The 25,690-nt window shown below is 62.1% G+C and carries 23 protein-coding genes; 12 read left to right on the top strand and 11 right to left on the bottom strand.

The genetic code is table 11. The annotated features are described in order from the left end of the window. Nucleotides 1-15: 15 nt before the first annotated feature. The 6 genes from A0W34_RS24790 to A0W34_RS24765 form a co-directional block, all read right to left on the bottom strand. Nucleotides 16-1,089, bottom strand: a complete 1,074-nt coding sequence (locus tag A0W34_RS24790; protein ID WP_064687733.1) for a histidinol-phosphate transaminase — start codon at nucleotides 1,087-1,089, stop codon at nucleotides 16-18. Beyond that, nucleotides 1,086-2,654: a histidine ammonia-lyase gene (hutH, locus tag A0W34_RS24785; RefSeq protein WP_054187468.1), complete on the bottom strand. Its 1,569-nt coding sequence runs from the start codon at nucleotides 2,652-2,654 to the stop codon at nucleotides 1,086-1,088. Before hutH ends, A0W34_RS24790 begins: the two co-directional genes overlap by 4 nt. A 109-nt stretch (nucleotides 2,655-2,763) precedes the next feature. Beyond that, entirely contained in the window at nucleotides 2,764-3,555 is a 792-nt protein-coding gene (locus tag A0W34_RS24780) for an IclR family transcriptional regulator (RefSeq protein WP_007732728.1), read from the bottom strand. A 91-nt stretch (nucleotides 3,556-3,646) separates the two neighbouring features. Next, entirely contained in the window at nucleotides 3,647-4,309 is a 663-nt protein-coding gene (locus A0W34_RS24775) for an IclR family transcriptional regulator (RefSeq protein ID WP_003939923.1), read from the bottom strand. Nucleotides 4,310-4,346: 37 nt separating this feature from the next. After that, nucleotides 4,347-5,489 (bottom strand): CaiB/BaiF CoA transferase family protein, encoded by a 1,143-nt coding sequence (locus A0W34_RS24770; RefSeq protein ID WP_003940060.1) that lies wholly within the window; start codon nucleotides 5,487-5,489, stop codon nucleotides 4,347-4,349. Nucleotides 5,490-5,500: 11 nt separating this feature from the next. Further along, the gene (locus tag A0W34_RS24765; protein ID WP_007732726.1) at nucleotides 5,501-6,670 is read right to left on the bottom strand and encodes an acyl-CoA dehydrogenase family protein; all 1,170 of its coding nucleotides are present in this window, start codon (nucleotides 6,668-6,670) and stop codon (nucleotides 5,501-5,503) included. Between the two features lie 234 nt (nucleotides 6,671-6,904). Between A0W34_RS24765 and A0W34_RS24760 the strand changes: the two genes are divergently transcribed. From A0W34_RS24760 to A0W34_RS24735, 6 genes are all read left to right on the top strand, one after another. Further along, complete coding sequence (locus tag A0W34_RS24760; protein ID WP_232329919.1) at nucleotides 6,905-11,551, top strand: NAD-glutamate dehydrogenase; 4,647 nt, start codon at nucleotides 6,905-6,907, stop codon at nucleotides 11,549-11,551. A 109-nt stretch (nucleotides 11,552-11,660) separates the two neighbouring features. Further along, the gene (gene hutC / locus A0W34_RS24755) at nucleotides 11,661-12,416 is read left to right on the top strand and encodes a histidine utilization repressor (protein ID WP_024487384.1); all 756 of its coding nucleotides are present in this window, start codon (nucleotides 11,661-11,663) and stop codon (nucleotides 12,414-12,416) included. A gap of 217 nt (nucleotides 12,417-12,633) precedes the next feature. Then, nucleotides 12,634-14,028 carry a serine hydrolase domain-containing protein gene (locus A0W34_RS24750; RefSeq protein WP_003940270.1) on the top strand — a complete coding sequence of 465 codons (1,395 nt, stop codon included), beginning with the start codon at nucleotides 12,634-12,636 and terminating at the stop codon, nucleotides 14,026-14,028. 97 nt (nucleotides 14,029-14,125) lie between these two features. Then, a complete protein-coding gene (locus A0W34_RS24745; RefSeq protein WP_007732718.1) occupies nucleotides 14,126-15,205 on the top strand; it encodes a dipeptidase in 1,080 nt (359 codons plus the stop codon). Nucleotides 15,206-15,237: 32 nt separating this feature from the next. Then, nucleotides 15,238-16,173, top strand: a complete 936-nt coding sequence (locus A0W34_RS24740) for an alpha/beta fold hydrolase (RefSeq protein ID WP_007732711.1) — start codon at nucleotides 15,238-15,240, stop codon at nucleotides 16,171-16,173. 87 nt (nucleotides 16,174-16,260) lie between these two features. Continuing rightward, a complete protein-coding gene (locus A0W34_RS24735) occupies nucleotides 16,261-16,767 on the top strand; it encodes a ClbS/DfsB family four-helix bundle protein (RefSeq protein ID WP_064443723.1) in 507 nt (168 codons plus the stop codon). Here A0W34_RS24735 and A0W34_RS24730 read toward each other — a convergent pair. Next, entirely contained in the window at nucleotides 16,758-17,336 is a 579-nt protein-coding gene (locus tag A0W34_RS24730; RefSeq protein ID WP_081558444.1) for a GNAT family N-acetyltransferase, read from the bottom strand. The two genes, A0W34_RS24735 and A0W34_RS24730, sit on opposite strands and share 10 nt — an antisense overlap. Nucleotides 17,337-17,550: 214 nt before the next feature. On the opposite strand from A0W34_RS24730, the gene A0W34_RS24725 reads away from it, so the two are divergent. Beyond that, complete coding sequence (locus A0W34_RS24725; RefSeq protein ID WP_081558443.1) at nucleotides 17,551-18,345, top strand: SDR family NAD(P)-dependent oxidoreductase; 795 nt, start codon at nucleotides 17,551-17,553, stop codon at nucleotides 18,343-18,345. 1 nt (nucleotide 18,346) lies between these two features. Here the strand turns inward: A0W34_RS24725 and A0W34_RS24720 are convergent, their stop codons facing one another. The 4 genes from A0W34_RS24720 to A0W34_RS24705 are packed head-to-tail and all read right to left on the bottom strand — an operon-like array spanning nucleotide 18,347 to nucleotide 21,113. After that, nucleotides 18,347-18,805, bottom strand: a complete 459-nt coding sequence (locus A0W34_RS24720) for a nuclear transport factor 2 family protein (protein ID WP_081558442.1) — start codon at nucleotides 18,803-18,805, stop codon at nucleotides 18,347-18,349. A gap of 51 nt (nucleotides 18,806-18,856) precedes the next feature. Beyond that, nucleotides 18,857-19,645, bottom strand: coding sequence for an SDR family NAD(P)-dependent oxidoreductase (locus A0W34_RS24715; protein ID WP_020909164.1), 789 nt, complete (start codon nucleotides 19,643-19,645; stop codon nucleotides 18,857-18,859). Between the two features lie 30 nt (nucleotides 19,646-19,675). After that, a complete protein-coding gene (locus A0W34_RS24710; RefSeq protein WP_003940353.1) occupies nucleotides 19,676-19,972 on the bottom strand; it encodes a hypothetical protein in 297 nt (98 codons plus the stop codon). Further along, nucleotides 19,950-21,113: a Rieske 2Fe-2S domain-containing protein gene (locus A0W34_RS24705; RefSeq protein WP_003940257.1), complete on the bottom strand. Its 1,164-nt coding sequence runs from the start codon at nucleotides 21,111-21,113 to the stop codon at nucleotides 19,950-19,952. The genes A0W34_RS24710 and A0W34_RS24705 overlap by 23 nt, the downstream gene beginning before the upstream one ends. A gap of 237 nt (nucleotides 21,114-21,350) precedes the next feature. On the opposite strand from A0W34_RS24705, the gene hsaA reads away from it, so the two are divergent. From hsaA to A0W34_RS24680, 5 genes are all read left to right on the top strand, one after another. Further along, complete coding sequence (gene hsaA / locus A0W34_RS24700) at nucleotides 21,351-22,517, top strand: 3-hydroxy-9,10-secoandrosta-1,3,5(10)-triene-9,17-dione monooxygenase oxygenase subunit (RefSeq protein WP_081558441.1); 1,167 nt, start codon at nucleotides 21,351-21,353, stop codon at nucleotides 22,515-22,517. Nucleotides 22,518-22,555: 38 nt separating this feature from the next. Next, nucleotides 22,556-23,848, top strand: coding sequence for a glutamine synthetase family protein (locus A0W34_RS24695; protein ID WP_081558440.1), 1,293 nt, complete (start codon nucleotides 22,556-22,558; stop codon nucleotides 23,846-23,848). A gap of 65 nt (nucleotides 23,849-23,913) precedes the next feature. Further along, complete coding sequence (locus A0W34_RS24690; RefSeq protein ID WP_003940373.1) at nucleotides 23,914-24,273, top strand: ArsR/SmtB family transcription factor; 360 nt, start codon at nucleotides 23,914-23,916, stop codon at nucleotides 24,271-24,273. Further along, entirely contained in the window at nucleotides 24,266-24,727 is a 462-nt protein-coding gene (locus A0W34_RS24685) for an SRPBCC family protein (RefSeq protein ID WP_081558439.1), read from the top strand. The genes A0W34_RS24690 and A0W34_RS24685 overlap by 8 nt, the downstream gene beginning before the upstream one ends. An 81-nt stretch (nucleotides 24,728-24,808) precedes the next feature. Beyond that, nucleotides 24,809-25,690, top strand: a complete 882-nt coding sequence (locus tag A0W34_RS24680; protein WP_075834416.1) for an SMP-30/gluconolactonase/LRE family protein — start codon at nucleotides 24,809-24,811, stop codon at nucleotides 25,688-25,690.

The following is a 25,690-nucleotide window of genomic DNA, read 5'->3' as shown; positions in this document are numbered from 1 at the left end:
CTTTTCTCCAGTCGGTCAAAGGTTGTGTGCGAGTGCATCCACAGCGGCGATCACGGCGTCTTCTGCTGCCCGCTCACCTACGGTCACCCGCACTCCCTCGCCGGGGAACATCCGGACCGAGACACCCTGCGCGACGCAGGCCGCTTCGAGTGCAGAAGCTCTCTTGCCGAGAGGAATCCACACGAAGTTGGCACCGCTCGGGACCGTCTCGACGCCGCGCAGAGCCAATTGCTCACGTAGGTGAGAACGACCCGCGGTCACCGTTTCGACTATCGAATCGGTGTGTGCCGGATCGGTCAGGGCCGCGCAGGCTGCGGCCTCGGCAACGGCGCTGAGCCCGAAGGGCGGTGCAGCGCTGCGAAGATCCGCTGCGATCGCCGAGTTGGTGACGGCATAGCCGGCACGAAGTCCGGCCAATCCGTAAGCCTTGGAGAAGGTTCGGAAGACGACGATGTTGGGAAAGGCTCGAAGCAGGTCGACGCCGTCGACATCGCTGGTCGCGAACTCCCGGTAAGCCTCGTCCAGAAGGATGAGGACGTCACCCGGGATTGCACGGGCGAACGAGACGAACTCGGCGGTCGAGAACTCGCTACCGGTCGGATTGTTGGGGTTGCAGACGAGTACCGCGCGGGTCTGCGGCGTCACCGCCGCCGCCATTGCACTCAGATCGTGCCGATGTTCGGAATCGAGTGCGACGGGTACACCGCTCGCCCCGGCGATTCCGATCAGTATCGGGTACGCCTCGTAGCTGCGCCACGGGTAGACGACCTCGGTGCCCGGACCCGTGTACGCAGTCAATACCTGCTGGAGCAGTGCCAACGACCCGGCGCCGACCAATACCTGGTCGTCGCCCACGCCCAGACGGTCGCTCAACCGAGCGATCAGCGTGTCGCCGAACAGCGACGGATACAAGTGCGAGTGTGAGGCCGCGAGATTGACGGCCTCGAGAATGGCCGCCGAGGGTGCAACCGTCGACTCGTTGCTCGACGCCCGCCACCGAACCTGCTCGAGGCCGGCGGCTTTGGAGTATCGAGGGAGTGCTTCGATTTCGGGTCGGGGGCGAGGCCTCAGCGCACCGGGCGCGCTCATGCCAGGGCGCCGATCGCGTTCTCCGCGGCCGCAACAAGTGCACCCGATGCCGCCAAGTCCACCGCGGCCTCGATCTCGGGGGACAGAAAGCGATCGGTACCCGGCCCCTGCACCTTCTCGCGCAGGGTCCGAAGGACGGCTCCGGTGGCGGGGGAGGGCTCGAGTGGGGAGCGCAAATCGATTCCTCGTGCTGCAGTCAGTATCTCGATCGCGAGAACTCGGGTGAGACCGTCGATGGACCGGCGGAGCTTGCGTGCACCCGACCATCCCATGGAGACGTGATCTTCCTGCATGGCCGAGGAGGGAATCGAATCGACACTGGCCGGGCTCGCGAGTCGCTTGAGTTCGGACACGATGGCAGCTTGTGTGTACTGCGCGATCATCAGTCCGCTGTCGACACCGGGGTCGTCGGCGAGGAAGGGGGTCAGACCGTGATTGCGTGCTACGTCGAGGAAGCGGTCGGTTCGGCGTTCGCTGATACCCGCGACATCCGCGGTCACGATGGCGAGAAAGTCCAAGACGTAGGCCACGGGAGCTCCGTGGAAGTTACCGTTCGACCGAACCCTTCCGTCGAGAGTGACGACGGGATTGTCGACAGCACTGGCCAATTCGCGCCCGGCAACCAGTCGGGCGTGATCGACGGTGTCGCGTGCGCCGCCGGCAACCTGCGGTGCGCACCGCAGTGAGTACGCGTCCTGAACTCTGGTGCAGTCAGGGCCCGCATGGCTGGCGACGATCGGGGAGTCGGCAAGCAAGCGCACCATGTTCGAGGCGGCCGCGCCCTGTCCGGGGTGGGGGCGAAGCGCCTGAAGATCGGCGGCGAACACTTGATCGGTGCCGAGCAAGCCCTCGACGCTCATAGCGGCAGCGATGTCGGCCAACTTGAGCAGATGATCGAGATCGGTGATCGCAAGGGCCAGTTGACCGAGCATCCCGTCGGTACCGTTGATCAGTGCGAGGCCTTCCTTCTCGGCCAGAACCACCGGTTCGAGACCATGGGCAGCCAATGCCGTTGCCGCATCGGTGAGTTCACCGTCGGCGGTGCGGACGAAACCTTCACCGATGATTGCCATCGCCACATGCGCCAGTGGTGCCAGATCTCCCGAGCATCCGAGGCTGCCGTATTCGTGCACCACCGGGGTGATGCCTGCGGTGAGTAGGTCGGCGTACGCCTGTGCGACTACAGGGCGCACTCCGGTCCGCCCGGTGGCGAGCGTCGACAGACGCAGAAGCATCAAGGCCCGGATCACTTCGCGTTCGACTTCCGGTCCCGAACCTGCCGCATGTGAGCGGATCAGGCTGCGCTGCAACTGTGTCCGCAGATGCGCCGGAATGTGCCGGGTGGCAAGTGCGCCGAATCCGGTGGAAACTCCGTAGACCGGTGTGGGGTCTGCGGCCAGGGCTTCGATGCGTGCACGACTTTCGGCGATCGCGGCCAGTGATTCCGCGGTCAATGCAACGCCGTATCCGTTGCGCGCGACGTCGACGACGTCGGCGATGGTGACAGCGCCGATTCCGACCTCGATGGTTCGGGTGGCTGTCTGGGTGGCAGGGGTGGCGTTCATGGGACTCCAATGATGATGCGTGGCTATCTAACAAAGTCTTGTATACGAGACTCTAGTCTTGAATATGAGACGAAAACAAGGCCCGCAAAGTACGGAACGGAGAAATTGGCTACATGTCTGCGGTCGGGGTCTCCACCATTCGATCTCCGAGATCGGCGGAGAACTCGGCGCTGACGGCGCGCACTCGGTCGGCGATCAGGGCACTCTCCTCGGCCGATTTGGAGCCGGAGAGGAAGGTGACGCCGAGAGCTGCGACCGGACGACCGTCCCGTGTGATCACGGGGCTGGCGATGCAGTTGATCCCGGATGTCGTCGCATTCTCTTCGACCGCATATCCGCTCTCACGTGCTGCGGCGAGCAGTTCTCGCAGTTCGGCGAGCGTCGACGGACCCGTTCCGGTCCGCGTCGGCCAGGTGTACCCCTCGTAGAGCGCGCTGATCTGTTCCGCATCCAGACGGCTCAGAATCGCCCGCCCGACTGCGGTGAGATGCGCCGGAAGGCGGGTCCCGATCTCGGTCACCAACCGAACGCCGGGCTTCAGAGGTTCACGTTTGTCGAGGTAGATGACGTCAGAACCCTGAAGTACCGCCAGATGGGAGGTCTCGTCGGTCGACTGAGTGAGTGCCAGCATGAATCGTTGGCCCTCACGGTGAAGTGGGCCGGACCGCATGTACGACGCACCGACTTCGAACGCCGAGACACCCAGGGTCCAGGCGCGTTGATCAGCCCAGTACGAGACGAACCGTCGATCCCGCATGACATTGAGGAGGTGATGCGTCGTACTCTTCGGCAGCTCGAGGGCGCTGGAGATTTCTGCCGTCGCCAGCGGCACACCCCGGCGGGCCAGGAGATCGAGCACGTCGAGCACGCGCTCAGCAGATTTCACGCGGCTCGTCGTCATATGGGGTGTGTCCTTACGGGTAGGGCTGAGGTGGGAGCGGGGAACCACATTGTCTCGGATACGAGACTGAATCGCCAAGTGCTCGGGGTGGTCAGGGTGTCTGGCTGCCGAGTTCCGCGGACAACCGGGCGCAGTGCTCCACCAAGACACGACCGTGGCTGGCGCAGACCTCGTCCGTCAGACGGAATGTCGGGCCGACGACGCTGAGCGCTCCGGCTATCTGACCGACCGCGTTGTAGATCGGCGCGGCAACTCCGGTCGAGTGATCCTCGATGGTGTCGTGCGCAATGGCGTACCCGCTCTCGCCTACCTTGCCGCTCAACGCTGCGCCGACGGCGGTGCCGTCCAGGGGAACGCTCTGGCCCACCCACCCCATGTGGCGGATCGCGTGCGTGCCCTCGATCTGATCGAGATACAGCGCAGTGTCTTTCGGTCCCTTCGTCGACAGGTAGGTCGACTCTCTGGTGGTTTCGGCGATGGCCTTCATCGCGGGCCGCGCTCTCGGCAACAGTTGATTGTCACCGAGAGCGCGAGCCCCGATCTGTAGTAGCCGCGGGCCGACGCGATAGACGTTGTCCTCGCCGCGGACGACGAACTCGGTTTGTTCGAGGCTTCTGATCAGGCGAAGCGCGGTACTGGTTGCCAGATCGGTTGCCTTGGCGGCGTCGCCGAGCGTCAACCCGCCGTGCTCGACGATCGCACCGAGAAGTTCGAACGTGCGATTCGCGCTGCGGGTCACGTCGCCGGGGGCCATGTCCTACTCCAAGTGCCGAGGGATGTCTGCGCTGAATCTATCGCGAGCCCGGCAGTACCTCACCGTGGTGCTCGTCCAGCAGGGGACTGCGGCGGACATCGGGGCGTCGGCTATCACCGAACACGACGGGTTGTCGTACGTAGGAGATTTTTCCTGCTACCGGGTGCTCGAACGATTCGACGACTCCGCGATACTCGGCCTGCGCGGAGGTGAGTGCCTGCTGGACGTCCCAGATTTCCGAGCCGGCGAGGCCCGCGTCGCCGAGAATACCGACCACGTCGGCGACGGTCTTTCCGGCAGCCCAGTTTTCGATCTCCTTGCGCAGTGCCGGTTCGTTCTCGGTCCGGGCGGTGTCGTCGGCAAATCGGGGATCTGCGATCAGGTCGACGCGATTCATCGTCTGCGCCAGCTTCTCGAAACCCGACTGGCTCGCAACCGCGAGGACGAAGAGTCCGTCGTCGGCCTTGTAGGTGTCGAACGGTGTTGACACCGGATGACGGTTGCCGACGCGTGGGGGAGTGAGCCCGGTGGATTGCAGTTGGCTGTGTGCTGTCGGCAGCATGGCGAGCATGCTGTCGAACATCGCGACGTCAAGGTGCTGCCCGAGTCCGCTCGCCCGTGCACTCAGCAGGGCGGTACTGATTCCCCAGGCGGCGAACAGCCCGGCGACCAGGTCTCCGAACGACTCACCCAACCGTGTCGGCCCGGATTCCTCCGAACCGGTGATGCTCATGATTCCCGAAAGAGCCTGGACTACAAGGTCGTAGGCGGCGGCTCCGGACATGGGCCCGTCCTGTCCGAAACCGGAGATGGACGCGTACACGATCCGCGGATTGCGAGCCCGCGCAGCCTCGTAGTCGATTCCCAGGCGCTTGGTGACGCCGGGGCGAAAGTTTTCGACGACGACGTCGGCGGTCTCGATGAGCGTCAGCAGCGCCTCACGGTCCTCGTCGTTCTTGAGGTTGAGTGCCACCGAACGCTTGCCACGATTGAGCACGTTGAAGTAGATGCTCTCGCCGTCGCGGAACGGGCCGAGGTGCCGAGAGTCTTCACCGTGTTCGGATTCGATCTTGACGACGTCCGCACCGGCGTCGGAAAGCAGTGCGGTGCAGTAGGGTCCGGCAAGGACGCGCGAGAGGTCGATGACCCGGATGCCGTCGAGTGGGGGAAGTGCAGTCATGTCCGCGCCTTTCAGAACTCGGTGGAACGCGGCGACGGAGCATTGCCGGCAATGGTGAGCAACTGGATCTGCGAGGTGCCCTCGAAGATGCGGAGAATGCGGCAATCGCGGTACAGGCGTTCGATTTCCGATTCGCGCATGAAACCTGCGCCACCGTGGATCTGTACGGTTTGATCGACGATCGAGAAGCAGGCTTCGGTGGCGACGTACTTCGAAATCGATGCGGCGCGGCGGATGTCCTGACCGGCGTCCTTGACGTCGGCGGCCCAGTCTGCGGTGACGCGTGATGCGACAAGTTGCGCGTCGCAGCCACCGAGGAGTAGCTGGATTGCCTGGAAGTCGAAGATCGGCGTGCCGAACTGCTTTCGCTCCGTTGCGTACTCGCGTCCCAGTTCCCAAGCGCGCAGAGCGATGCCGTTTGCCATTGCCGCTACGTCGATGCGTGCTCGGTTCAGGGCGGTCAAGGCAATGTTGCCGCCGCGACCTTCGGTGCCGATCACGGAGTCGAGCGGCAGAACGACGTCGTCGAGGTAGACGGTGTACGTCGGGGCCGAACGAATTCCCATCTTGTCCTGCGGCTCCGAGTAGCTGATTCCCGGAGTTCCCTTGGGGACTACGAAGGCGGTGATGCCTCGGAATCCTGCGCTCGGGTCCGTCTTGGCGAAGAGCACGACCAGGTCGGCTTCCTTGGCGTTGGAGATGTACGTCTTCGATCCGGAGAGATGCCAGCCGTCGTCCTCGCGTCGGGCGACGGTACGCATCGAGGCGATGTCGGAGCCGGCATCGGGTTCTGTGAGTGCAAAGCCGGCCAGTAGTTCGCCCGACGCGAGCTGGGGCAACCAGCGATGCTTCTGCTCTTCGGAGCCGCCGACGAGAATCGGCTCGAGGCCCAGGTAGTGGGCGGTGTAGATCGATGCCAGCGCGGCGTCGGTGCGTGCAACTTCTTCGATGGCGACCAGTTGGGTTCGTGTCGACAGACCCAGGCCGCCGAATTCCTCGGGCACGGAAATGCCCATGAGGTCCTGCTGCCCGAGGCGCTTGACCAGCTGCGCCGGGAACTCCTTGGACTCGTCGCGTGCGGCTGCTCCTGGGTGGATCTCGGCGTTGGCGAAGGCTCGGACAGTGCTGCGGAACTCTGCGAGATCGACGCTGTCGGTGTCGGGCGCGGTCTGGGTAGTCACGGGGGCTCCTTCGAGGCGGAATAGTTACGAATTTCATCTAATGAAATCTAATTGCCACTAGTTGGCATGGACTGACTATGGCCGAGGGTGGCGAATTTGTCCAGGGGTGAATTTGTTGTGTCGCGGCTCACGTTCTGCAATGATCAACTTGTCTAAGCCTGTATAGACAAGTTGATTGCGGATCGAACCCACTACAAGTCGGAAGCAGCGTGGCTTTCGACGGAAGGTGCTGACATGAGCCTCGTTTCAGTCGACACGACACCGGACTCCGAGAATGTGAGGAGGGTGTCCAGTACGTATTTCGAGGGCTTGTCGGCGGATCGATACGCTGCGCTCGCCGAAGACCGCAAGCTGGCGATTGTCGCCGCGCACATGGACCTTTCGCGTCGACGAGGACACAACTCGTCGATCTCGCGACTCGCGCCGGCCGGGGAGTTAGGGGATGGCCCCGCGATTCAATACGTCGGCGACGACATGCCGCAGCTCGTCGAAGCGGTCTTGGCGACACTTGCCCGTGCCCGCGTGGAACCTGAATTCGTGGTGCACCCCGTGCTTCGCACAGCCGTACAACCGGCGCACAGCACCGAAGACGCCCGGGCCGGGGAGCGCACCGAATCATGGATCCACATAGGACTACCCGCACACTGTTCGGACGCGCAGGCGCAGGTGATCGCGGACGACGTCGCCGGAATCCTCGACCGTATCGCGCGTGCCTTCCGCGATTCCGTGCCCCTGCGGGACCTCGTCGACGAGGCGCGCGAGCAACTGGACTCGAACGGCTACGCCGAAGAAGCTGACTTTCTCCGGTGGTGCAGCGCCGGAAACTTCAGTGTCATCGGTGGTGCGCGAACTGTCGACAGTGACGAGCCGTACGCCATCGGCGTGCTCCCCGATCCAACCGGCTCTTCGGATTCGAAAGCGGCGCCCCTCGCGATTGCAGTGGTGTACCTCCGGCAAGGGTTCGGTGGATCCGAATACGCCACCGAGATCGACGTGTCCGTCGGCGACCGTGCGTACCGATTCGTCGGGTTCTTCACCGCGACCGGTATCGTCGCCGACGTCAGGCTAACCCCGCTCGTGCGAGGACGCGTCGCAGACATCTTCGAGGCCTCAGGATCCACCGTCGATTCGTTTGTCGGACAATCGATGCTGGCAGTGATTCAGTCGATTCCGGTCACAGTGCTCCTGGCGGCCGAGCCGGCCCGAATCGCGGACGCGCTGGACGAACTCACTTCCGTGGACGGCCGCACATCGATCCATCTGTTCTTGCAACCGGTGGGAAGTTCCCCGGCGACAGGGCGAGATCAAGAGTTGTCGGCTTTGCTCTTCGTTCCGCGCGAGAAATTCAGTACGACGATCAGAACAACGGCCGAGTCGGTACTCTCCGACGCACTCGGTGCCCACAATATCGAGTTCTCCAGTCGAGTCTCGGAATCCCCCTTGGCCGTCGTACATTTCACGGCCACAGTCGGCGGCGGCGCGAACTTCGCGTCGGCGCGACAAGCACGGGAGATTCGGGACCTCGTCGTCGACGCGTGCCTGACGTGGGACGAACGATTCGTTCTGGATGCTTCGCACTACGACGAGCGGCGCAGGCGTGCTCGGTTCGCCGAGCGAGTTCCGGCGGCATACAAGCAGGATTTCGACGCTGTCCGAGCCGCCGAGGACATGGCGGTGTTCGAGGGCCTCGCGCCCGGAGAAGTAAGTCCACGGTTGGCCCGATCTGTCGACGGACCGGGTACTCACCGTCTCGGGCTGTACGTCTCGGGTGATCCGCTCTCGCTGGGCGAGGTGCTGCCCGTATTGCAGAGCCTGGGCGTCGAAGTGGTCGACGAACGTCCGTACGAGATCGCACCGGTGGGAACCGAACAGTCCAGGATCTACGAGTTCACGCTCGACTATCCGAGTGCTCCGGTCGAAGGCTTCGACAACTTTGCCGCGCGATTCGCGGCGACGTTTGCCGCGGTTCGAAACGGTGACGCCGAGCCGGACTCGTTCAACGAATTGGTCGCGATCGCGGGACTCGGCTGGAAACAGGTAGTGGTGCTGCGGGCATACGCGGAGTTCTTGCAGCAAGCGGGATTTCCTTACAGCACCGGTCGCGTCGCCGAGGTACTTGCCGATCATCCCGAGATCGCCGGCAGATTGTGCGAATTGTTCGAGAGCCGTTTCGATCCTGGCGTCGTCGACGGAGATCGAGGTGCACGTGCAGCAGCGGACGTGGAAACGGCCGTGGCGCAGGTGCAAGGACTCGACGCCGATCGGATCCTGCGCGCATTGTCCGAACTGGTCCGTAACACGTTGCGTACCAACTATTTCGTGTATCCCACTCAATCGCTCGGCGCGCTCTCGTTGAAGTTCGATTCGGAGAAGCTGTCCGTATTGCCTTTCCCTCGACCGAAGTTCGAGATATTCGTGTACTCACCCGATGTAGCAGGTGTGCACCTTCGTTTCGGTACGGTGGCTCGCGGCGGCTTGCGCTGGTCGGATCGGAAAGAGGACTTTCGCACCGAGGTACTGGGATTGGTGAAGGCGCAGGCAGTCAAGAACGCAGTCATCGTGCCTGTCGGAGCGAAGGGCGGATTTGTCGTCAAACGCCCACCGGTTCCAGGGCTGGGCGCAGACGCAGACCGAGAAGCCGCGTTGGCGGCCGGGATCGATTGCTACCGATCCTTCATTCGCGGACTACTCGATCTGACCGACAACGTCGACAAGCAGAGCGGGGCCGTTGTCGCGGCGCGGCGGGTCGTTCGCCACGACGGAGACGACACGTATCTTGTTGTCGCCGCGGACAAGGGAACTGCGAAGTTCTCCGACATCGCGAACGAGGTTGCCGCGGAGTACGGATTCTGGCTCGGCGACGCCTTCGCGTCCGGCGGGTCGGTCGGCTACGACCACAAAGCCATGGGTATCACGGCGAAGGGCGCCTGGGAAAGTGTCAAGCGGCACTTCCGTGAGCTCGGCGTCGATACCCAGCACGATGACTTCACCGCGGTGGGGATCGGAGACATGAGTGGCGACGTCTTCGGCAACGGTATGTTGTGCAGCAAGCACATTCGCCTGATCGCGGCGTTCGATCATCGGCACGTGTTCGTCGATCCGGACCCGTCGCCTGAGCGCTCGTACGACGAGCGATCACGTCTCTTTGCGCTCCCCCGATCCTCGTGGGCCGACTACGACCCGACCTTGATCAGTGCCGGCGGCGGAGTGTGGGAACGCTCGGCGAAGCGCGTTCCGATCAGTGACGAGATACGAGAGGCACTGGGCCTCGAGGACGACGTCACCGACCTGACTCCACCGCAACTGGTTCGGGCGATTTTGCGGTCCCCGGCAGATCTGTTGTGGAACGGCGGCATCGGAACGTACGTCAAGGCCTCCGGTGAGTCCGACCTCGAAGTCGGCGACAAGAGCAACGACGCCGTTCGGGTGAACGGCAACGAAGTGCGTGCCCGAGTGATCGGTGAAGGAGGCAATCTCGGCCTCACCCAGGCCGGACGGATCGAATACGCACGCGGCGGTGGACGGATCAACACAGACGCCCTCGACAATTCGGCCGGAGTCGATTGTTCCGACCACGAGGTGAACATCAAAATCCTTCTCGACTCCCTGATCAGCTCAGGCGTCGTCACGGACTCACGTCGTGACGCACTACTCGAATCGCTGACCGACCAGGTCGCAGAACTCGTTCTCGCAGACAACCGTTCGCAGAACGAACTGATGGGTACCACGCGGGCGGATGCGGGGGCGATGATCGGTGTGCACGGCAGAGTGATTTCCAACCTCGAATCGCGCGGGATCGTCGACCGTGTCATCGAAGGGTTTCCGACCAAGAAGCAGTTCGCCGCGGCCGAGAAGTCGGGAACGGGGCTGACGTCGCCGGAACTCGCCACACTGATGGCCCACGTCAAGCTCGATCTGAAATCCACGCTGTTGGCGGGAAGCTCGATCGACAACCAGATCTACCGCCAGGTGCTGGCGAACTATTTTCCGGAGGGCGTTCGAGTTGCAGGGGGTGACGCCCTCGACCGGCACCCACTTCGTCGCGAGATCGTCGCGACAGTGCTGACGAACAACGTCATCGATCGAGGCGGCATCACCTATGTGTATCGGCTCGGTGAAGAAGTCGGCGCTGATCCGGAAGACGCAGTACGTGCCTTCACTGTGGTCTCCGAGGTGTTCGGACTGTGGAAGTTGTGGCACGACATCAGCGAAGCCTCGCTCTCGACCGCAGTGTCCGACGAGTTGATCCTGCTCACCAGGCGACTGCTCGACCGGGCGTCACGGTGGATGCTGACACGTCGTCCGCAACCGCTGGCCGTCGGGGCCGAGATCAGCAGATTCGGTGATCGCATCGCGGAGGCGTCGGCAGAGCTCGATGACTGGCTGGTAGGCGCAGATCAGCGGAACCTGGCTGCGCGAACGGTCCTCATCACGGACAAGGGCGCGCCGGAGAACCTGGTCAGGCGAGTGGAGATATTGCTCGATCAGTTCGGACTGCTCGACGTGGTGGAGATCGCGGACCTTGCCGATCGGACGATCTCGGAGACCGGCGAACTCTATTTCCGGCTCGGTGAGCATGTTGGGCTCGTCCCGATGCTCAATCGAGTGTCGGCATTGAGCAAGGACGGAAAATGGAACGCGTTGGCGAGGTTGTCGTTGCGGGACGAGTTGTACTCGACGGTGCGGGCCCTGACCCTCGACGTCTTGGCCGACGCGGAAGCGGGTGACACGACAGCGGAAAAACTCTCGAGGTGGGAAGAAAGGAATGCGTCGAGAATCGAGAGGTCCACTCTCGCGCTCGCAGAGATCGAGGCGTCCGGGCAACACGATCTTGCTGCGCTTTCGGTTGCGACGAGCCAATTGCGGCGCATGGTGGGTTAGGTCCGGCGCGGACGCTCGCGGATGGATCGGAAAGGTGCACGAGGCGGATAGACTTCGGAGGCCGAACGGGAGAACCGACTCGGTGGTTTTCGACGAACGGGTGGTGGCGATGGCGATTGCCGAAGTGGACGCAGAACTCGCCGTGCTGTTCAACGAGGCAGGCGGCGAGTCCGCCCCTGCCTACGAACGGGTCAAGAACCTCGTGGTCTCGCAGATCAACTCGGGTCGGTGGACCGAAGGCGATCAGCTGCCTTCGGAGAATCAACTGGTCAGTGCGCTGGGGTTGTCACGAATGACGATCAATCGAGCGCTTCGCGAACTCACCAGCGACGGTCTGATCGTGCGGATGATGGGGGTCGGTACTTTTGTCGCCGCCACGAAGACCGCGTCCCCGCTGTTCGAAGTCAAGAACATCGCCGACGAGATTCAGCGCCGCGGCCACCGTCATCGAACCGAGGTCGTCTTCGTTCGTGAGGAAGAAACCGACCACGGGCAGACGTTCCTTCGTGAATCGGTGGGCAAACGGGTGTTCCATTCGCTGATGGTGCACTTCGAGGACGAAACTCCGATTCAGGTGGAAGACCGATTCGTGAATCCGAACGAGGCGCCAGACTATCTGCGCCAGGACTTCACCGCGATCACCCCCAACAACTACTTGAGTGACGTTGCGCCTCTGGTTCGCGGCGAGCATGTCGTGGAAGCGGTGTTGGGTAGCCCGGACGAATGCGAGCTGTTACGCATCGATCGCGGGGAACCGTGCCTGCTGATTCGCCGCCGCACGTGGTCGGCTAACGGATTGGTCAGCGCGGCGCGCTTGATCCATCCGGGTTCACGCAATCGCTTGGAAGGAACCTTCGAGCGTTGATCGTTTCGAATGGCGAATCCTGAACACTCGCTCGTCGGATTGCACCATTTTCGGGGCCGACTTCGGTGCAATCGACCAGGACGTGACTGCGAGCACACTGAGATCATGGGTGGACGGTTATTGCTTCCGCAACCTCACTTCCCGACGAGTGAGACCTGAGCGGATCCCAGCAACGCCGTCTACGCCGCTCGCTTCCATGATCGAAGGAGTTCGACCTGTGACCGACTTGCCCAAGGACCTACTTGTCGCCCCGAAGTGGCAGGAACGCCTCGACGAACTGGCAGCCAAGCATTCGGTACCGGGCGCGCAGGTCGGTGTGATCGCGCTGGGCGAAGACGGCGCAGCGGACATCCGTGTCATCACCACCGGAGTGACGAGCCTGAACACGCGCGTTGACGTCGACGCAGACACCCTGTTCCAGTACGGATCCGCGAGCAAGATCTGGACGACGACGCTGATCATGCAGCTCGTCGACGAGGGCAAGCTGACGCTGGACACCCTGGTGGTGGAGGTGCTTCCGGAGTTCACGATCGCGGATCCTTCCAACACGAAGGAAATCACGATCCGCCAGTTGCTCACGCACACAAGCGGTATCGACGGAGACCTGTTCAACGACACCGGTGACGGTGACGACTGCGTCGAGAAGTACGTCGACGAACTCGCGACCGCGATCAGCGTCACCGAGCCCGGCGGGCATCTGAGTTACAGCAACGCGGGTTTTGCCGTTGCCGGCCGCATCGTCGAGGTCCTTCGTGAGATGACGTGGGACGAGGCGTTGGTCGAATATCTCTGGAAGCCACTCGGATTGACGCACATCATCACCAAGGCCAAGGACGCGCCGCTGTTCCGCACGGCCGTCGGCCACGTGGCCAACCCGGATCGGACGTCGCCGGACAAGGTGATTCCGACCAAGCAGTGGCTGCTTCCGCGCGGTATCGGTCCGGCCGGGATCATCACCGGATCGGTCAGCTCGCTCCTGACCTTCGGTGCTGCACACATGCGTGACGGACTCGCATTGACGGGTGAACGCATTCTGTCCGAAGAATCCGCGCGCCTGATGCGCACTCCGCAATTCGACCTGACCGCGGTCTCGAGCGTCGATCAGGCCTGGGGCCTCGGCTGGATCCTGTCCGACTGGGGCGGCGTGACGTCCGCGCAGCACGGTGGTGCGACGATCGGCCAGATCACTCGTTTTCACACCTTCCCCGAGCTCGGTCTCGCCATGGCCGTGGTGACCAACTCGCGTGGCGGCGGCGCCCTGGCCCACGACATCGAGAAGGAGATCGCCCAGGAGCTCGATCTCGTTCTGCCGGAACCGAAGTCCGAGCCGAATGCGGAAGACATCGACCTGTCGCACATTCTCGGAACCTATGAATCGACAACCGTGCGAATCGAACTCACGCGCGGCGAGGACGGCGGATTCCAGGTGCAGAACTTCGCCAAGGTCGAGATCGACGGCGAGCCGCCGGCTCCGCCCACCAAGGTCGTACCTCTGTCCGCCTCCAGGTTCTTGATCAGTAACGAGAGCGCTTCGGGTGAGATGGCTCATCTCACGATCGATGGCGAGCAATATCTCTACATGACAAGGCTTTTCAAGAAGATTTCCGACTAGTCGCGGCGAGATGATTCTCTCCGCTGAATGAAATCTCGGGCAGGTCGAAGGCGATGAGGGCCCTCGACCTGCCCGCACTACTTTTCGAGGAAAACTCATGATGAAACCTCTCGCTCCTTTTCCGGACGTGAATCACCCCGCGGCACTGGATGCTTACGGCCTTGCGCCGGTCATCGACGGTCACAACGATCTGGCCTGGACGGCTCGCGAAACTGCCGCATACTCGGTGGAGAATCTCGAGAAGGATTCCATCTTCCAAACCGACATCGACAAACTCGGTCGCGGCGGCGTCGGTGCGCAGTTCTGGTCGGTTTACACCCCGTGTGACAGGACGGAGCCAGAGGCGGTTCAGTACACACTCGAACAGATCGACTACGTGTACCGGATGATCGAGCGATATCCGGATACTTTCGAATTCGCGCGTACAGGTGACGACGTGCGTCGCATCTGGAGCGAGGGCAAGGTCGCGTCCTTGTTGGGCGCGGAGGGCGGTCACAGCATCGGCAGCTCGCTCGGTGTCCTGAGAATGATGGCGCGCCTTGGTCTTCGGTACATGACGCTGACGCACAACGACAACACCGGGTGGGCGGACTCCGCGACGGACACTCGAGTACACGGCGGGCTGACCGACTTCGGTCGCGAGATCGTGCGCGAAATGAATCGGCTCGGCGTACTCGTCGACCTGTCGCACGTCTCGGTGGAAACGATGAGAGATGCCATCGAGACGTCGTCGGCGCCGGTGATTTTCAGCCATTCGTCGTGCTCTCAGCTATGCGGTCACCCCCGTAATGTTCCCGACGACGTCATGCGACTGCTCGCGGACAACGGCGGGGTCATCATGATCGCCTTTGTACCCATGTTCCTTTCTGCCGAGTACAACGAGTGGTTCAAAGGCGGGCGAGTCGGCCCACGACCGGCGATGACAGTGGACCATCTCGCCGACCACGTCGAGCATGCCCGAGACGTCGCGGGCATCGACCACATCGGTTTGGGCAGTGACTACGATGGGTTCGACGACTTTCCGGACGGTATGCAGGACGTATCCGGTTTCGCGGTGTTGATAGACCGTCTGGCGGAACGCGGTTGGTCCGCGGAGGACTTGGCAAAGCTGATGGGCAACAACGTGTTGCGTGTGCTCGACGAGACCAGTGCGGCCTCGATGTCGAGCCTTTCCTAGCCGTATCGACGCCCGAGAAGATGAGGATGAGAATGAAGAAGATTCGTACCGTTGCACTGAAGCTGGTTGCTTCGGTGTCCGTAGTTCTGGTTGTGCTGGTATCGATAGCGCTCGTATTCAATGTCGGCTCCAGCAAAGCGAGCGTTCCGGCCGGGGAGACGGGCAACCAGTTCGTGTCCGTCGACGGAAAGAACATGAGCTACTCGATCCGCGGCAACGGCGATCAGACCATAGTGCTGTTACCCGGGTTCGGAACGTCCGCACCGATTCTCGACTTCACACCGCTTGTCAACGAGCTCGCACCCGACTACCGCGTCGTCACGATCGAGCCCTTCGGTTACGGCTACAGTGACGGAACGGACAAGGACCGCACGACTGCGAACATCGTCGAAGAGATTCATACGGCAGTACAGTCGCTGGGAATTGACGAATACATCCTCATGGGGCACTCGATCACTGGTCTCTATGCGCTGGACTACACCGCGAAGTACCGTGACGAGGTCACCGCATTCGTGGGTATCGACAGCAGTGTTCCAGGGCAGCCGAACATGGATACCAAATTCCCGATCGACGCACTCCGAGTTGGAAGGCAATTGGGCTTGGCGGAATTGCTGTCCAAGGTCGTCGGTGGTGAAGCCTCGGACGAGTACCTCGATCCCGCCGCAAAGGACGAGATGCGACAGTTGACTGCGAAGAACAACTTCAGCGATACCTATCTCAACGAGATGGATCATCTTTCCAGTAACTTCGCTGAAGCAATCGGCAAGACGTTCCCAGCCGATCTTCCGATTCTGTTGTTCGCCGTGAACAATTCAGAAGTTCAGGGCTGGACAGAGCTGCACGAGGGGCAGGCAGCCTCCGTCGATCACGGAGAGGTGATCTTGCTGGACGGAGACCACTACCTGCACCACACCAGGTCGAAGGAAATCGCCGAGAACCTCGGAAGGTTCTTGGGTGAGCTGAACTGAATCCGGGAGGACGTTAAAGTTGGAGGCGGGGCCATCGAGTCGAGATGGTCCCGCTTCTTTCTTCTCCACTGATCGTTCGGAGGCATTGTGGCGCAGACCTGGTCACGCGAAGAACTGGTGAGCGAGCTGGACTCGGCGTATTCGAAACTCGAAGCGTTACTCGACGGCGTCGCCGAGGCCGATGCGTTCGACGCCGTTGCCGTCGACGCGTGGACGGTGCACGACGTACTCGCTGTGCGTGTCTGGTGGGCAGAGGCCGTCGCAGAGTGGATAGGTGCCGGGCTGCGAGACGAGGCTCCGCAGACGCCGGCGGCGGGTTACAAGTGGACGCAAACACCCGCACTGAACCAGTCGGTTGTCGACGCGAGCATCGACATTCCGGCTCAGGAGCTTCGTGACCGCTTGGGAGCTGCTGTTGCGATGTTGCGCAACTACATCGAGACCCTTGACGACGATCAACTGCTGTCGGTCGGGGTTTTCTCGTGGACCCGGACGTGGCCGGTCTCGAGGTGGATCGCCGTCAACACGATCACCCAATACGCGTCGTTGTCGAAAATGATTCGGCGAGTGCTGAAGTCGAACAATCAGCCCTGAAGTCGATGCATCCGCCATACGTCCGGTCCGTCGGGGAGCGAGGTCTGGCCGACGATCGTGAAACCGAACCGTTGGTACAGCGGTAGATTTCGTTCGGTCGACGTATCGAGCCAGCAATTCTGTTCGGTTCGATCCAGTTCCGCCAAAGCATGTTTCAGTAGCGCAGAACCCAATCCGGTTCCGCGTGAGCGCGGCGTCGTACCGATCGTTGCCAACGACCACGCGTTGTCGGGGACGGGAAGCGCAGACAGTTGTTCGTCAGCCTGAAGAACGCGCTCGAACCGATCTCCGTGCAGTTCGACGATCTTCTCGACGGTCGCTTCATCAGGCTCTGGAGCGTCCGGCGGCAGGACTGCGATGACGCCGTTGACGGAATCGTCGATGTAGGAACGCCCGAACGGTAGTGCCAGGTGTTCGAGATAGATCCGTTGCAGAGTCGCGACGCGTTCCACGTGGGCGTCCTCGGCGACGCACCAGTTCGTCCAGGGGTAGTCGGCAAACGCCTCGCCGAGAACCTCGGCGGCACGGTCGAGGTCGTCGATGGACAGCGGTCGAACAGAATTCTGCATAGTGCCACTTCAGCACAGTGGAGTCTTCTGTCGCCACTCGATTTCGGCGGTGTAGCAGGTGCGCGGGCCGTGGTCACGTACTTGTGAGTTCATTCAAGAAAGTTGGACGCGGCTGTCGATCCTGCGTTCACTGGTAGTGATCGGGTAATCGCCGAGCTGTCAACTTCGGGCACATGAGATCCGGGTACGGCGATTCCCCGCGAAGGGAATGAATATGAACAGGCTCGAAGGCAAAAATGTAGTGATCACCGGCGCCGCCAGCGGAATCGGTCGTGCAGCAGCACAACTCATGGCGGCAGAAGGCGCCAAGGTACTGGTCGCCGACCTCGATCCAGCTCGAGCGGAGGAAGCGGCGGCGGCGATACGCGAGACCGGCGGCACTGCGCTGGGTTTCGGCGTCGATGTCATGAACGAGGACTCTCTGGCAGCGATGATCGAAAAGGCGGTCGCCGAATTCGGCGGCATCAACGTCCTGTGTAATCACGTGGGCGGTAGTAACCCGCGCAAGGATCTCGACCTGCTCCGGATGGACTTGGACGAGTGGGATCGCGTGATGTCGCTCAACGTCCGCAGCACTGTCGTCGCTTCACGACTTGCCATTCCGCACATGAACAGTGCCGGTGGAGGATCGATCGTCAACACGGCCTCGGTAGGTGGATTGATCGGGGATTCCCTGCAGTCTGCCTACGGATCCGCCAAAGCGGCAGTCATTCGTCTGACGCAGTACATCGCAGTCCAGTACGGAGCAAACGGCGTTCGGTGCAATGCCGTAGCGCCGGGCGCGATCATGACACCCGCTCTCGTGGACAACATCCCCGCTGATGTCATCGACGGCATGAAGCAGGCAAACGCCCTGCCTTACCTCGGCGAACCCGAAGACATCGCGCATGCCATGGTCTACCTGGCTTCGGACGAATCTCGCTACATGACGGGGCAGACCCTGGTGGTCGACGGCGGACTCACCAGCAAGAGTCCGCTCGCGACCGGCCGTTCGTCGATGTTGAGCTGAATCAGTTCCGCCAACCGCTGGGGCCGGCGCCCAGAACCTCGATGGATCCCTGACTGGCGTGTGAATGCTTGGTGCGGTGCGTCATTCGCCACTTTCCGTCGATCCGCGCCCATGAGTCGTGGTAGTCGCCGAGGGTGAAGAAGTTCAGGTGAGCCTTGCTCCCGGTGCCCACATGCATGTCGCTGACATAGGAGCGGCTGGTGGCGAGATCGCCGACCACCTCGACCAGCACGTTACCGATCAGATGTTGGGTGGGACCGCACTCGTCGAGGAACGAGCGGATGGACGCCACTACCTCGGCGGGTCCGCGCAGAGTTCCGGTGCCCAATTCTGCCGTAGCGTCCGGCGTCATGATCCGGTGGAGTTCATCCCAGTCCCGCGCATCCATGGCTCGGGCGAACTCGAAGATGGAGCGGGTGATCTCGCGTTCGTCGAGAAGAGTGGTGATTTCGATGCTCATGCTGTGCGCCTTTCTTAACGTCGGGGGGTTAATAAAGGCGCACAGCAGATGTCAGCGGTTGAGCAGCTTGCGCATCGCTTCGGCAGCGCCCTTGACCATCTTGTCTCGGGGGAAGCCACTGCGCTTCTTGGCGCCTTCGTAGTTTCCTGCAGCCACCCAGATCGGGCCGTCGGCAAGGTGTTCGAGACCTTCACGTGCAACATCTTCGGGCTCTGCGACGTTCATGCCCGGGATGTCGAAGTTCAGTCCCGCGCGAATCATAGCGGGTGTGCGAGTGACACCGAGAATGAACTCGACGACGTGAACGCCGTACGGCTGGAGTTCGAGCCACAGGCTTTCGGCGAAGATGCGCCCGAATGCCTTGGACGCCGCGTAGATGCTCTGGTGCTCGGAGCCCATGAATCCGGCCAGCGAACCAAGCAGCATGATGCCGCCGCGTCCGCGATCCTTCATCAATCCGCCGAAGTGGTGCGAGAGTTCGAGCTGCTTGTTGATGTTCAGCTCGATGACTCCGGCAAATCCCGTCAGATCACCGGTCACGAACTCGTGGCCGTAGCTGTTGGCGCCGGCGTTGAAGATGAGCAGGCCGACCTCGACGTCGTCGGTGACAGCCTTGATCTGATCGAGCGCGTCCGGAACGAGCAGATCCAATGCGAGAGTGCGTACTTCGACGCCGTTGGCGCGTGCCTTGGCCGCGGTCTCCTCGAGCGGGCCCGGCTTGCGGGCGATGAGAACGAGGTTGATGCCGATCTTGCTGAGCTCGTCGGCGAACCCTGCGCCGACACCTTCTGAACCGCCGGCGATGACTGCCCACGGGCCGTAGTACTGAGGATCGATCATTACTACCTTCTTCGAAAGATGTTGGCTTGACTAGTGAAACGGAGTCGGTACGGGTTCGCTGTCGTCGACGATCGGCTGAGGCACCGGCTCGTCGTTGAGGATCTCGAGTTCGCCCGCTGTTGCAGCGTTCACGATGGACGCGATCAAGGCGCCGCACTGCTTGCGAGGGGCACCGGGTCGTCCCTCTCGCTGCCCGAATTCACGGTCGTCGGCGATTTCGAGGCACTGGGCGCGGGCCTGGTCACTCCACTGAACGGTGGTGTGTTCCCAACTGTTCTTCTGGACCAGGACCTGAGCCTTGCACTCAGCGCACTGAAGAGGCTGCATCTTCGTCTGCCTTCTTTGCAGCGAGGTTGTCTTCGACTTCCTTCTGCCAGGCGGCGACGGGTCGCGCGGTGTCGAGTTCGAATTCGAAGCGCTCGGTCATCTCGGGAGCGATGTCCGCGACATCGACGTAGAACTGTTCGTACCAGCGACGGAGCTGGTAGACCGGGCCGTCTTCTTCGCACAGGAGCGGGTTCTCGATGCGAGTCTTGTTCTTCCAGATCTCGACGTCCTGCTCGAAGCCCTTGGCGATGAACGTGCCGAAGTTCGCGGCCATCGCGTCGGCGGCTTCACCCTGGAAGCGATCCGACTTCTTGACGATGATGCCGTACTGGAGGACGAACTTGTCAGCGCTGACCGGGTAGTGGCAGTTGATGAGCACAGAGTCGACGTTGTAGTCCTCGTACTCGTAGGTCAGGTCGTCGACCATGAAGGAGGGGCCGAAGTACGTGGCAACCGAGTTGCTGCCGACCATCTTCGGGGTGCCTGCTGCGTGGGGACGCATGTCCGAGCGAGCGACGCCGCGCATGTACTGCGTTGCGGCGTGGCCTTCGAAGACGTTCTTGAAGTACGTCGGGAAGGAGTAGTGCACGTAGAAGAAGTGCGCCATGTCGACGATGTTGTCGACGATTTCGCGGCAGTTGGTGTCGACGGTCGTGGTGTACCAGACCCAGTCGCTCCACTCGTCGCTGAGCGCGCCTTCGATGCGGGGGATAGCCACGTCGTCGGTCGGCGGGTTGCCCTCGGGGTCGTGCCAGACGAAGAGCATGCCGTCCTGGTCGAGGGTTTGCCAGGCGCGCGTCTTGGCCAGCGGGGGGACGCGGCGTGCGTACGGAATCTTCTGGCACTTGCCGTTGCCGCCCCAGCGCCAATCGTGGAACGGACAGGCAATGGCGTCGCCCTTGATGGTGCCCTGGCTCAAGTCGCCACCCATGTGACGGCAGTACGCGTCGAGGATCTTGACGTTGCCTTCACTGTCGGCGAAGACGACCAGTTTGGTGCCGAACGCCTCGATGGAGTGCGGCTGGCCGTCCTTGAAGGACTCCGTGAGTCCAATGCAGTGCCATCCACGCGCAAAGCGTGTAGGCGCGGTTCCAGCTTGGATCTCGCGAACCTCGTCGTTGTCGGACTGAGTGATCGTCACGATGAGTCCCGTCCTTTCCAGGGGCAGTGTCGACGCCCGACGCTAGGGGAGCGTGAATTGCCTCTGGGGTCTCGTCTCACTGGCCGGGACCAGCGGCGAGCGCGAGGATCCGGCGGCTGATCCCGGCCTCCGGGACTTCCGATCACCGGAACGCGTGACCGACATATCGTGACGGGGCAGCCGTTATGTCTATCTGCCGATCCGCTCCCTCACGGTTCGGTGCGAGGAGTGTCTCCCATGGTCAACAAGGTTCTGAGTTCAGTCCGTGATCTGCTCCCGAAGATCGCGGCCCGCGCTCAGAAGGTCGACGATTCGCGCAGGATCTCCGAACGGACCATCCGGGAGCTGTCCGAAGCCGGCGTCTTCTCCATGCTGGCGCCGAAAAGATACGGAGGTGCCGAGAGCGACCCGGTTCAGTTCTACGAAGTGGTCAGGGCCATCTCGGCTGCCTGCGGCTCGACCGGTTGGGTCGCGTCGGTGGTGGGGGTGCACCCGTGGCATCTTGCACTTTTCGACGACCGAGCGCAGGCCGACGTGTGGGGAGAGGATCAGACGACGCTCATCTCGTCCGCCTATGCGCCGGTCGGTCGACTGACGGCGGTGGACGGTGGTTACGAACTGTCGGGCCAGTGGGGCTTCTCTTCCGGCTGTGATCACGCGAGTTGGGCATTGCTGGGCGCGATGGTGGTCGGGATGGACGGCCGGCCGGTCGATTTCATGACGGTGTTGGTGCCGCGCACCGATTACGAGATCCGAGATGTCTGGGATGTCGTGGGGATGCGCGGCACCGCGAGCAACGAGATCGTGGTCGACAAGGCCTTCGTTCCCGAGCACCGATTGAAGCGCAACTACGAAACCGCACAACTTCGCGGCCCAGGCCAAGCAGTCAATCCTGGTCCGCTGTACAAGCTTCCGTTCGGGAGTATCTTCACCTCGACGGTTGCCGCTCCGTGTGTGGGCATCGTCGCCGGTTGTTACGAGGGGTACCTGGACGTGATGCGTGAGCGCGTCCGTCTGAGTTTGGGTGGCGGACGGTTCAGTGAGGATCAGTTCGCTCAGGTCGCCGTCGCACGTGCGTCGTCGGAGATCGATGCTGCGATTTTGCAGATGGATCGCAATATCCGGGAGATGTACGAACTTGCTGTGGCCGGTCAGGAGCTCCCACTCTCGATGAGGCTGCGTGCGCGTCGTGATCAGGTTCGTGCGACGGAACGCTCGGTGGAAGCGATCGACATGCTTTTCAAGACGGCAGGCGGGAACTCCCTCTCTCGCGGAAACCCGATCGAGCGTGCGTGGCGTGACGTTCATGCGGGCAGCGTTCACGTTGCCAACGAACCCGAGCGCGCGTTGGCGCTCTACGGCCGGGCGGCGTTCGGACTGCCGGTGGAGGACAACCTGATCTGACGGGTTGGCGCGTCACCGGGTGGGGTATTTGCCTTTGGATGAGGGAAGTACCGGCTCTGACCATCGGCTCGATCGTCGACATGGCGGGTGTCGCGCGCGCGAAGGTGATGCCGGCCGGCCGAACCGGTGTCTTCGAGAAAGCCGGTGCGGGAGTCTCACCGAGCTGGAACGTCTTCTGTAGCGACGATCGGATTGCCTTCACCGATTCCTTTTCCGTCGTGGGTGATCTCCGGTTGCGTATCGACCGCTCCGACCTCCGTGATCTCGGCGGGGGCGTGTCGTGGGCGCCGGCGACGTTGCACGAGCAAGACGGTGCGACGGCTGCCGTGTGTACTCGGTCCGCACTCACTGCCGTCGTGGCGCGGCTTGCCGCCGACGGACTGGAAGCTCGGGTGGGTCACGAGATCGAGTTCACTCTTTTCGGTGATGCGTGCGACGGAGCGTGGTCGGCGTACGGGTTAGGTGCAGTTCTGCGCCGCGAGGACTTCCTCAAGGACCTTCTGCGCAATGCCGAACGCGCACAACTTCATATCGAGCAAGTTCATGCAGAGTACGGACCGGATCAATTCGAGATCTCCATCGCTCCGGCAACTCCTGTTCAGGCTGCCGACCTGGTGATACTGGCCCGGATCTTGATCAGCCGCACTGCCAGAGCCCACGGATTGGCGGCCTCGTTTTCGCCGATACCTACGGTCGGAGGTGCAGGGAACGGTGCACACCAGCACTTTTCGTTGAACTCAGGTGGGCGGCCCGTCTTCTCCGGTGGCGGGCAGGAGTACGGGATGACCGACAAAGGATCGTCAGCTTTGGGTGGAATCCTCTCTCACCTCACGGAATTCACGGCCATCTTTGCGTCCTCACCGCTCTCCGGGGTCAGGCTGCGACCGGACAACTGGTCGGGGGCCTACGTCTGTTGGGGGCTCGAGAACCGGGAAGCGGCACTGAGGTTCTGCGCCGAGTCACCGTCGAATCCACACGGCGCCAACGCCGAAGTGAAAATCGTCGATCCATCGGCCAACCCGTATCTGGCGACTGCTGCGATACTTGGCCTTTCGCATATCGGTATCGGCAATGCCTCGCCATTGGCGCCGGAAATTGTGGTGAACCCGTCGACTCTCACGGACGCGGAACGTGATGAGCGCGGGGTGACCCGAGTCCCCACCGATCTGCGCGAGATAGTGCAGAAGTTCAACTCCTCCTCGGTGGCGAAGGAAATCTTCGGGGAGTCGATCATCGAAGCGATGGTGTCAGTGAAGGGAGTTGAGCGCGAGACTTTCTCCCAGATGGACGAGGCGACAACCGTCGAGCGGCTTCGATATACCTGGAGCTGAAAGGGTTGACGCGCAAGATGTCGAGTCCTATGTTTAAGCTATTCCTTAATTAAGGAGTTGCTTACATGGACGAGCGAAGTGGCCGACTCGATGCAGTGTTCAGCGCATTGGCCGACCCGACGAGGCGTGAAATGCTCTCTCGCCTCACTGATGGTTCGATGACCGTCGGTGAGTTGGCGGAGCCGTTCGAAATGAGTCGACCCGCCATCTCTCAGCATCTGAAGGTGCTCGAGCGAGCCGGTCTCATCGAACGAACCGCCACCGCGCAATGGCGCACGTGCACCCTTCGCGCAGAGGGTCTCGACGACGCCAGCGCCTGGGTCGACGAACACCGGCGAGGCTGGAACGAACGCTTCGACCTCCTCGACGAGCGTCTACGTGAGCTGAAGCAACGTCGACCGAAGAAGGAGAAGGACAATGAGTGACCGGAATGCCGATGCCACTGCAGAATTCACCCTCACCCGGATCTTCGACGCGCCGCGCGACCTTGTCTGGCAAGCATGGACCGACCCCGACGAGGCGGCGCGCTGGTGGCATCCGAAGGGCGTCAGCAGTCCCCGTGAGCATGTCACGATCGATCCCAGAGTTGGCGGAACGTACCGCTACCTGATGATCAACGACGAAAACGGAGCCGAGTATCCCACCGGCGGAACCTATCTCGAGGTCGACGAGCCGAAGAGGCTGGTCTTCACCTGGGGAAATCCGAGTGATCCGGTGGATGCCGCACCTCGGATAACGGTCACCCTCGCAGAACGGGGTGACAAAACCGAAATGACCTTCCACCTGGTAGGAATTCCGGGATTCAAGGGTGACGGGAATGTGTACGACGGATGGGAATCCGCTTTCGACGTGTTGGACGAAGTTCGCGCCGGCGACTAGTCGGGAATCGGACACCGCGACAGCGGTGCCGGTGATTGAATGGGGCTGATAGTCCATTCTTCACCGACGCAGGAGAGCCTGATGGCACCAGAAGTTGCGGTAGTTCTCGAGGGATACACCTACTTCGAATGCCCGCGCTGGCACGAGAACCGGATCTGGGTATCGGACTTCTACACCTACCAGGTGATTTCGGCCTGCGAGGACGGGACAGACATACGCGTCGAGGCGGAGGTTCCAGGGCAGCCGTCCGGGCTGGGGTGGCTTCCGGACGGCAGATTACTGGTCGTCTCCATGCGGGACCAGAAGATTCTGCGGCGAGAATCCGATGGCGAGTTGGTGGTGCACGCAGACTTGTCCGGGTACGTCAGTGCCAACGTCAACGACATGCTGGTCGACGCACAGGGACGAGCGTACGTGGGCAACTTCGGGTTCGATCTGATGAACCTGGCCCCGGTCGAGACGGCAGATCTCCTCCGCGTCGACCCGGACGGATCGGTGCACGTCGTCGCGCGAGATCTCCACTTCCCCAACGGAATGGCTCTGACGTCGACCGGAGATCTGCTCGTGGACGAAACGCTGGGAAATCGAATCAGTGCGTTTGCCGTCCAGTCCGACGGCTCTCTGGGTGAACGCCGCGACTGGGCGTCGTTCGGGCCGGTGCCTGGTGGACCCGAGATGGAGACCACCCTCGCTCAGATCGTCGTTGCGGCGGACGGGTGTTGTATCGACGGAGACGATTCGATGTGGGTGGCCGATGCCCTCGGAAGCCGTGTTCTTCATGTGGGCGTCAGCGGGGAGATAGTCGACGAAATTGCCTTCGACAGCGGTGTCTTCGCTTGCGGACTCGGCGGTTCCGACGGTCGTACCCTGTTCGTTTGTGCCGCCCCGGATTTCAATGAACACGCTCGCAAGGTGGCTACCGAAGGAAAGCTGCTGTCGATTCGCCTGGAGCCTTTGAGCTGA

It is taken from the genome of Rhodococcus sp. BH4, assembly GCF_002079265.1.
In the GTDB taxonomy this organism is placed as follows: domain Bacteria; phylum Actinomycetota; class Actinomycetes; order Mycobacteriales; family Mycobacteriaceae; genus Rhodococcus_F; species Rhodococcus_F qingshengii.
This window is presented reverse-complemented; position numbering and strand designations above follow the sequence as displayed.

Coding starts and splice junctions, on each gene's coding strand:
- hsaA (WP_081558441.1), top strand. CDS start 21,351: ATGGTCAACAAGGTTCTGAGTTCAGTCCGTGATCTGCTCCCGAAGATC.
- A0W34_RS24710 (WP_003940353.1), bottom strand. CDS start 19,972: ATGCAGCCTCTTCAGTGCGCTGAGTGCAAGGCTCAGGTCCTGGTCCAG.
- hutC (WP_024487384.1), top strand. CDS start 11,661: ATGGCGATTGCCGAAGTGGACGCAGAACTCGCCGTGCTGTTCAACGAG.
- A0W34_RS24770 (WP_003940060.1), bottom strand. CDS start 5,489: ATGACTGCACTTCCCCCACTCGACGGCATCCGGGTCATCGACCTCTCG.
- A0W34_RS24775 (WP_003939923.1), bottom strand. CDS start 4,309: ATGGCCCCCGGCGACGTGACCCGCAGCGCGAATCGCACGTTCGAACTT.
- A0W34_RS24720 (WP_081558442.1), bottom strand. CDS start 18,805: ATGAGCATCGAAATCACCACTCTTCTCGACGAACGCGAGATCACCCGC.
- A0W34_RS24760 (WP_232329919.1), top strand. CDS start 6,905: ATGAGCCTCGTTTCAGTCGACACGACACCGGACTCCGAGAATGTGAGG.
- A0W34_RS24690 (WP_003940373.1), top strand. CDS start 23,914: ATGGACGAGCGAAGTGGCCGACTCGATGCAGTGTTCAGCGCATTGGCC.
- hutH (WP_054187468.1), bottom strand. CDS start 2,654: ATGAACGCCACCCCTGCCACCCAGACAGCCACCCGAACCATCGAGGTC.
- A0W34_RS24790 (WP_064687733.1), bottom strand. CDS start 1,089: ATGAGCGCGCCCGGTGCGCTGAGGCCTCGCCCCCGACCCGAAATCGAA.
- A0W34_RS24780 (WP_007732728.1), bottom strand. CDS start 3,555: ATGACGACGAGCCGCGTGAAATCTGCTGAGCGCGTGCTCGACGTGCTC.
- A0W34_RS24730 (WP_081558444.1), bottom strand. CDS start 17,336: ATGCAGAATTCTGTTCGACCGCTGTCCATCGACGACCTCGACCGTGCC.
- A0W34_RS24680 (WP_075834416.1), top strand. CDS start 24,809: ATGGCACCAGAAGTTGCGGTAGTTCTCGAGGGATACACCTACTTCGAA.
- A0W34_RS24715 (WP_020909164.1), bottom strand. CDS start 19,645: ATGATCGATCCTCAGTACTACGGCCCGTGGGCAGTCATCGCCGGCGGT.
- A0W34_RS24745 (WP_007732718.1), top strand. CDS start 14,126: ATGATGAAACCTCTCGCTCCTTTTCCGGACGTGAATCACCCCGCGGCA.
- A0W34_RS24695 (WP_081558440.1), top strand. CDS start 22,556: ATGAGGGAAGTACCGGCTCTGACCATCGGCTCGATCGTCGACATGGCG.
- A0W34_RS24685 (WP_081558439.1), top strand. CDS start 24,266: ATGAGTGACCGGAATGCCGATGCCACTGCAGAATTCACCCTCACCCGG.
- A0W34_RS24725 (WP_081558443.1), top strand. CDS start 17,551: ATGAACAGGCTCGAAGGCAAAAATGTAGTGATCACCGGCGCCGCCAGC.
- A0W34_RS24740 (WP_007732711.1), top strand. CDS start 15,238: ATGAAGAAGATTCGTACCGTTGCACTGAAGCTGGTTGCTTCGGTGTCC.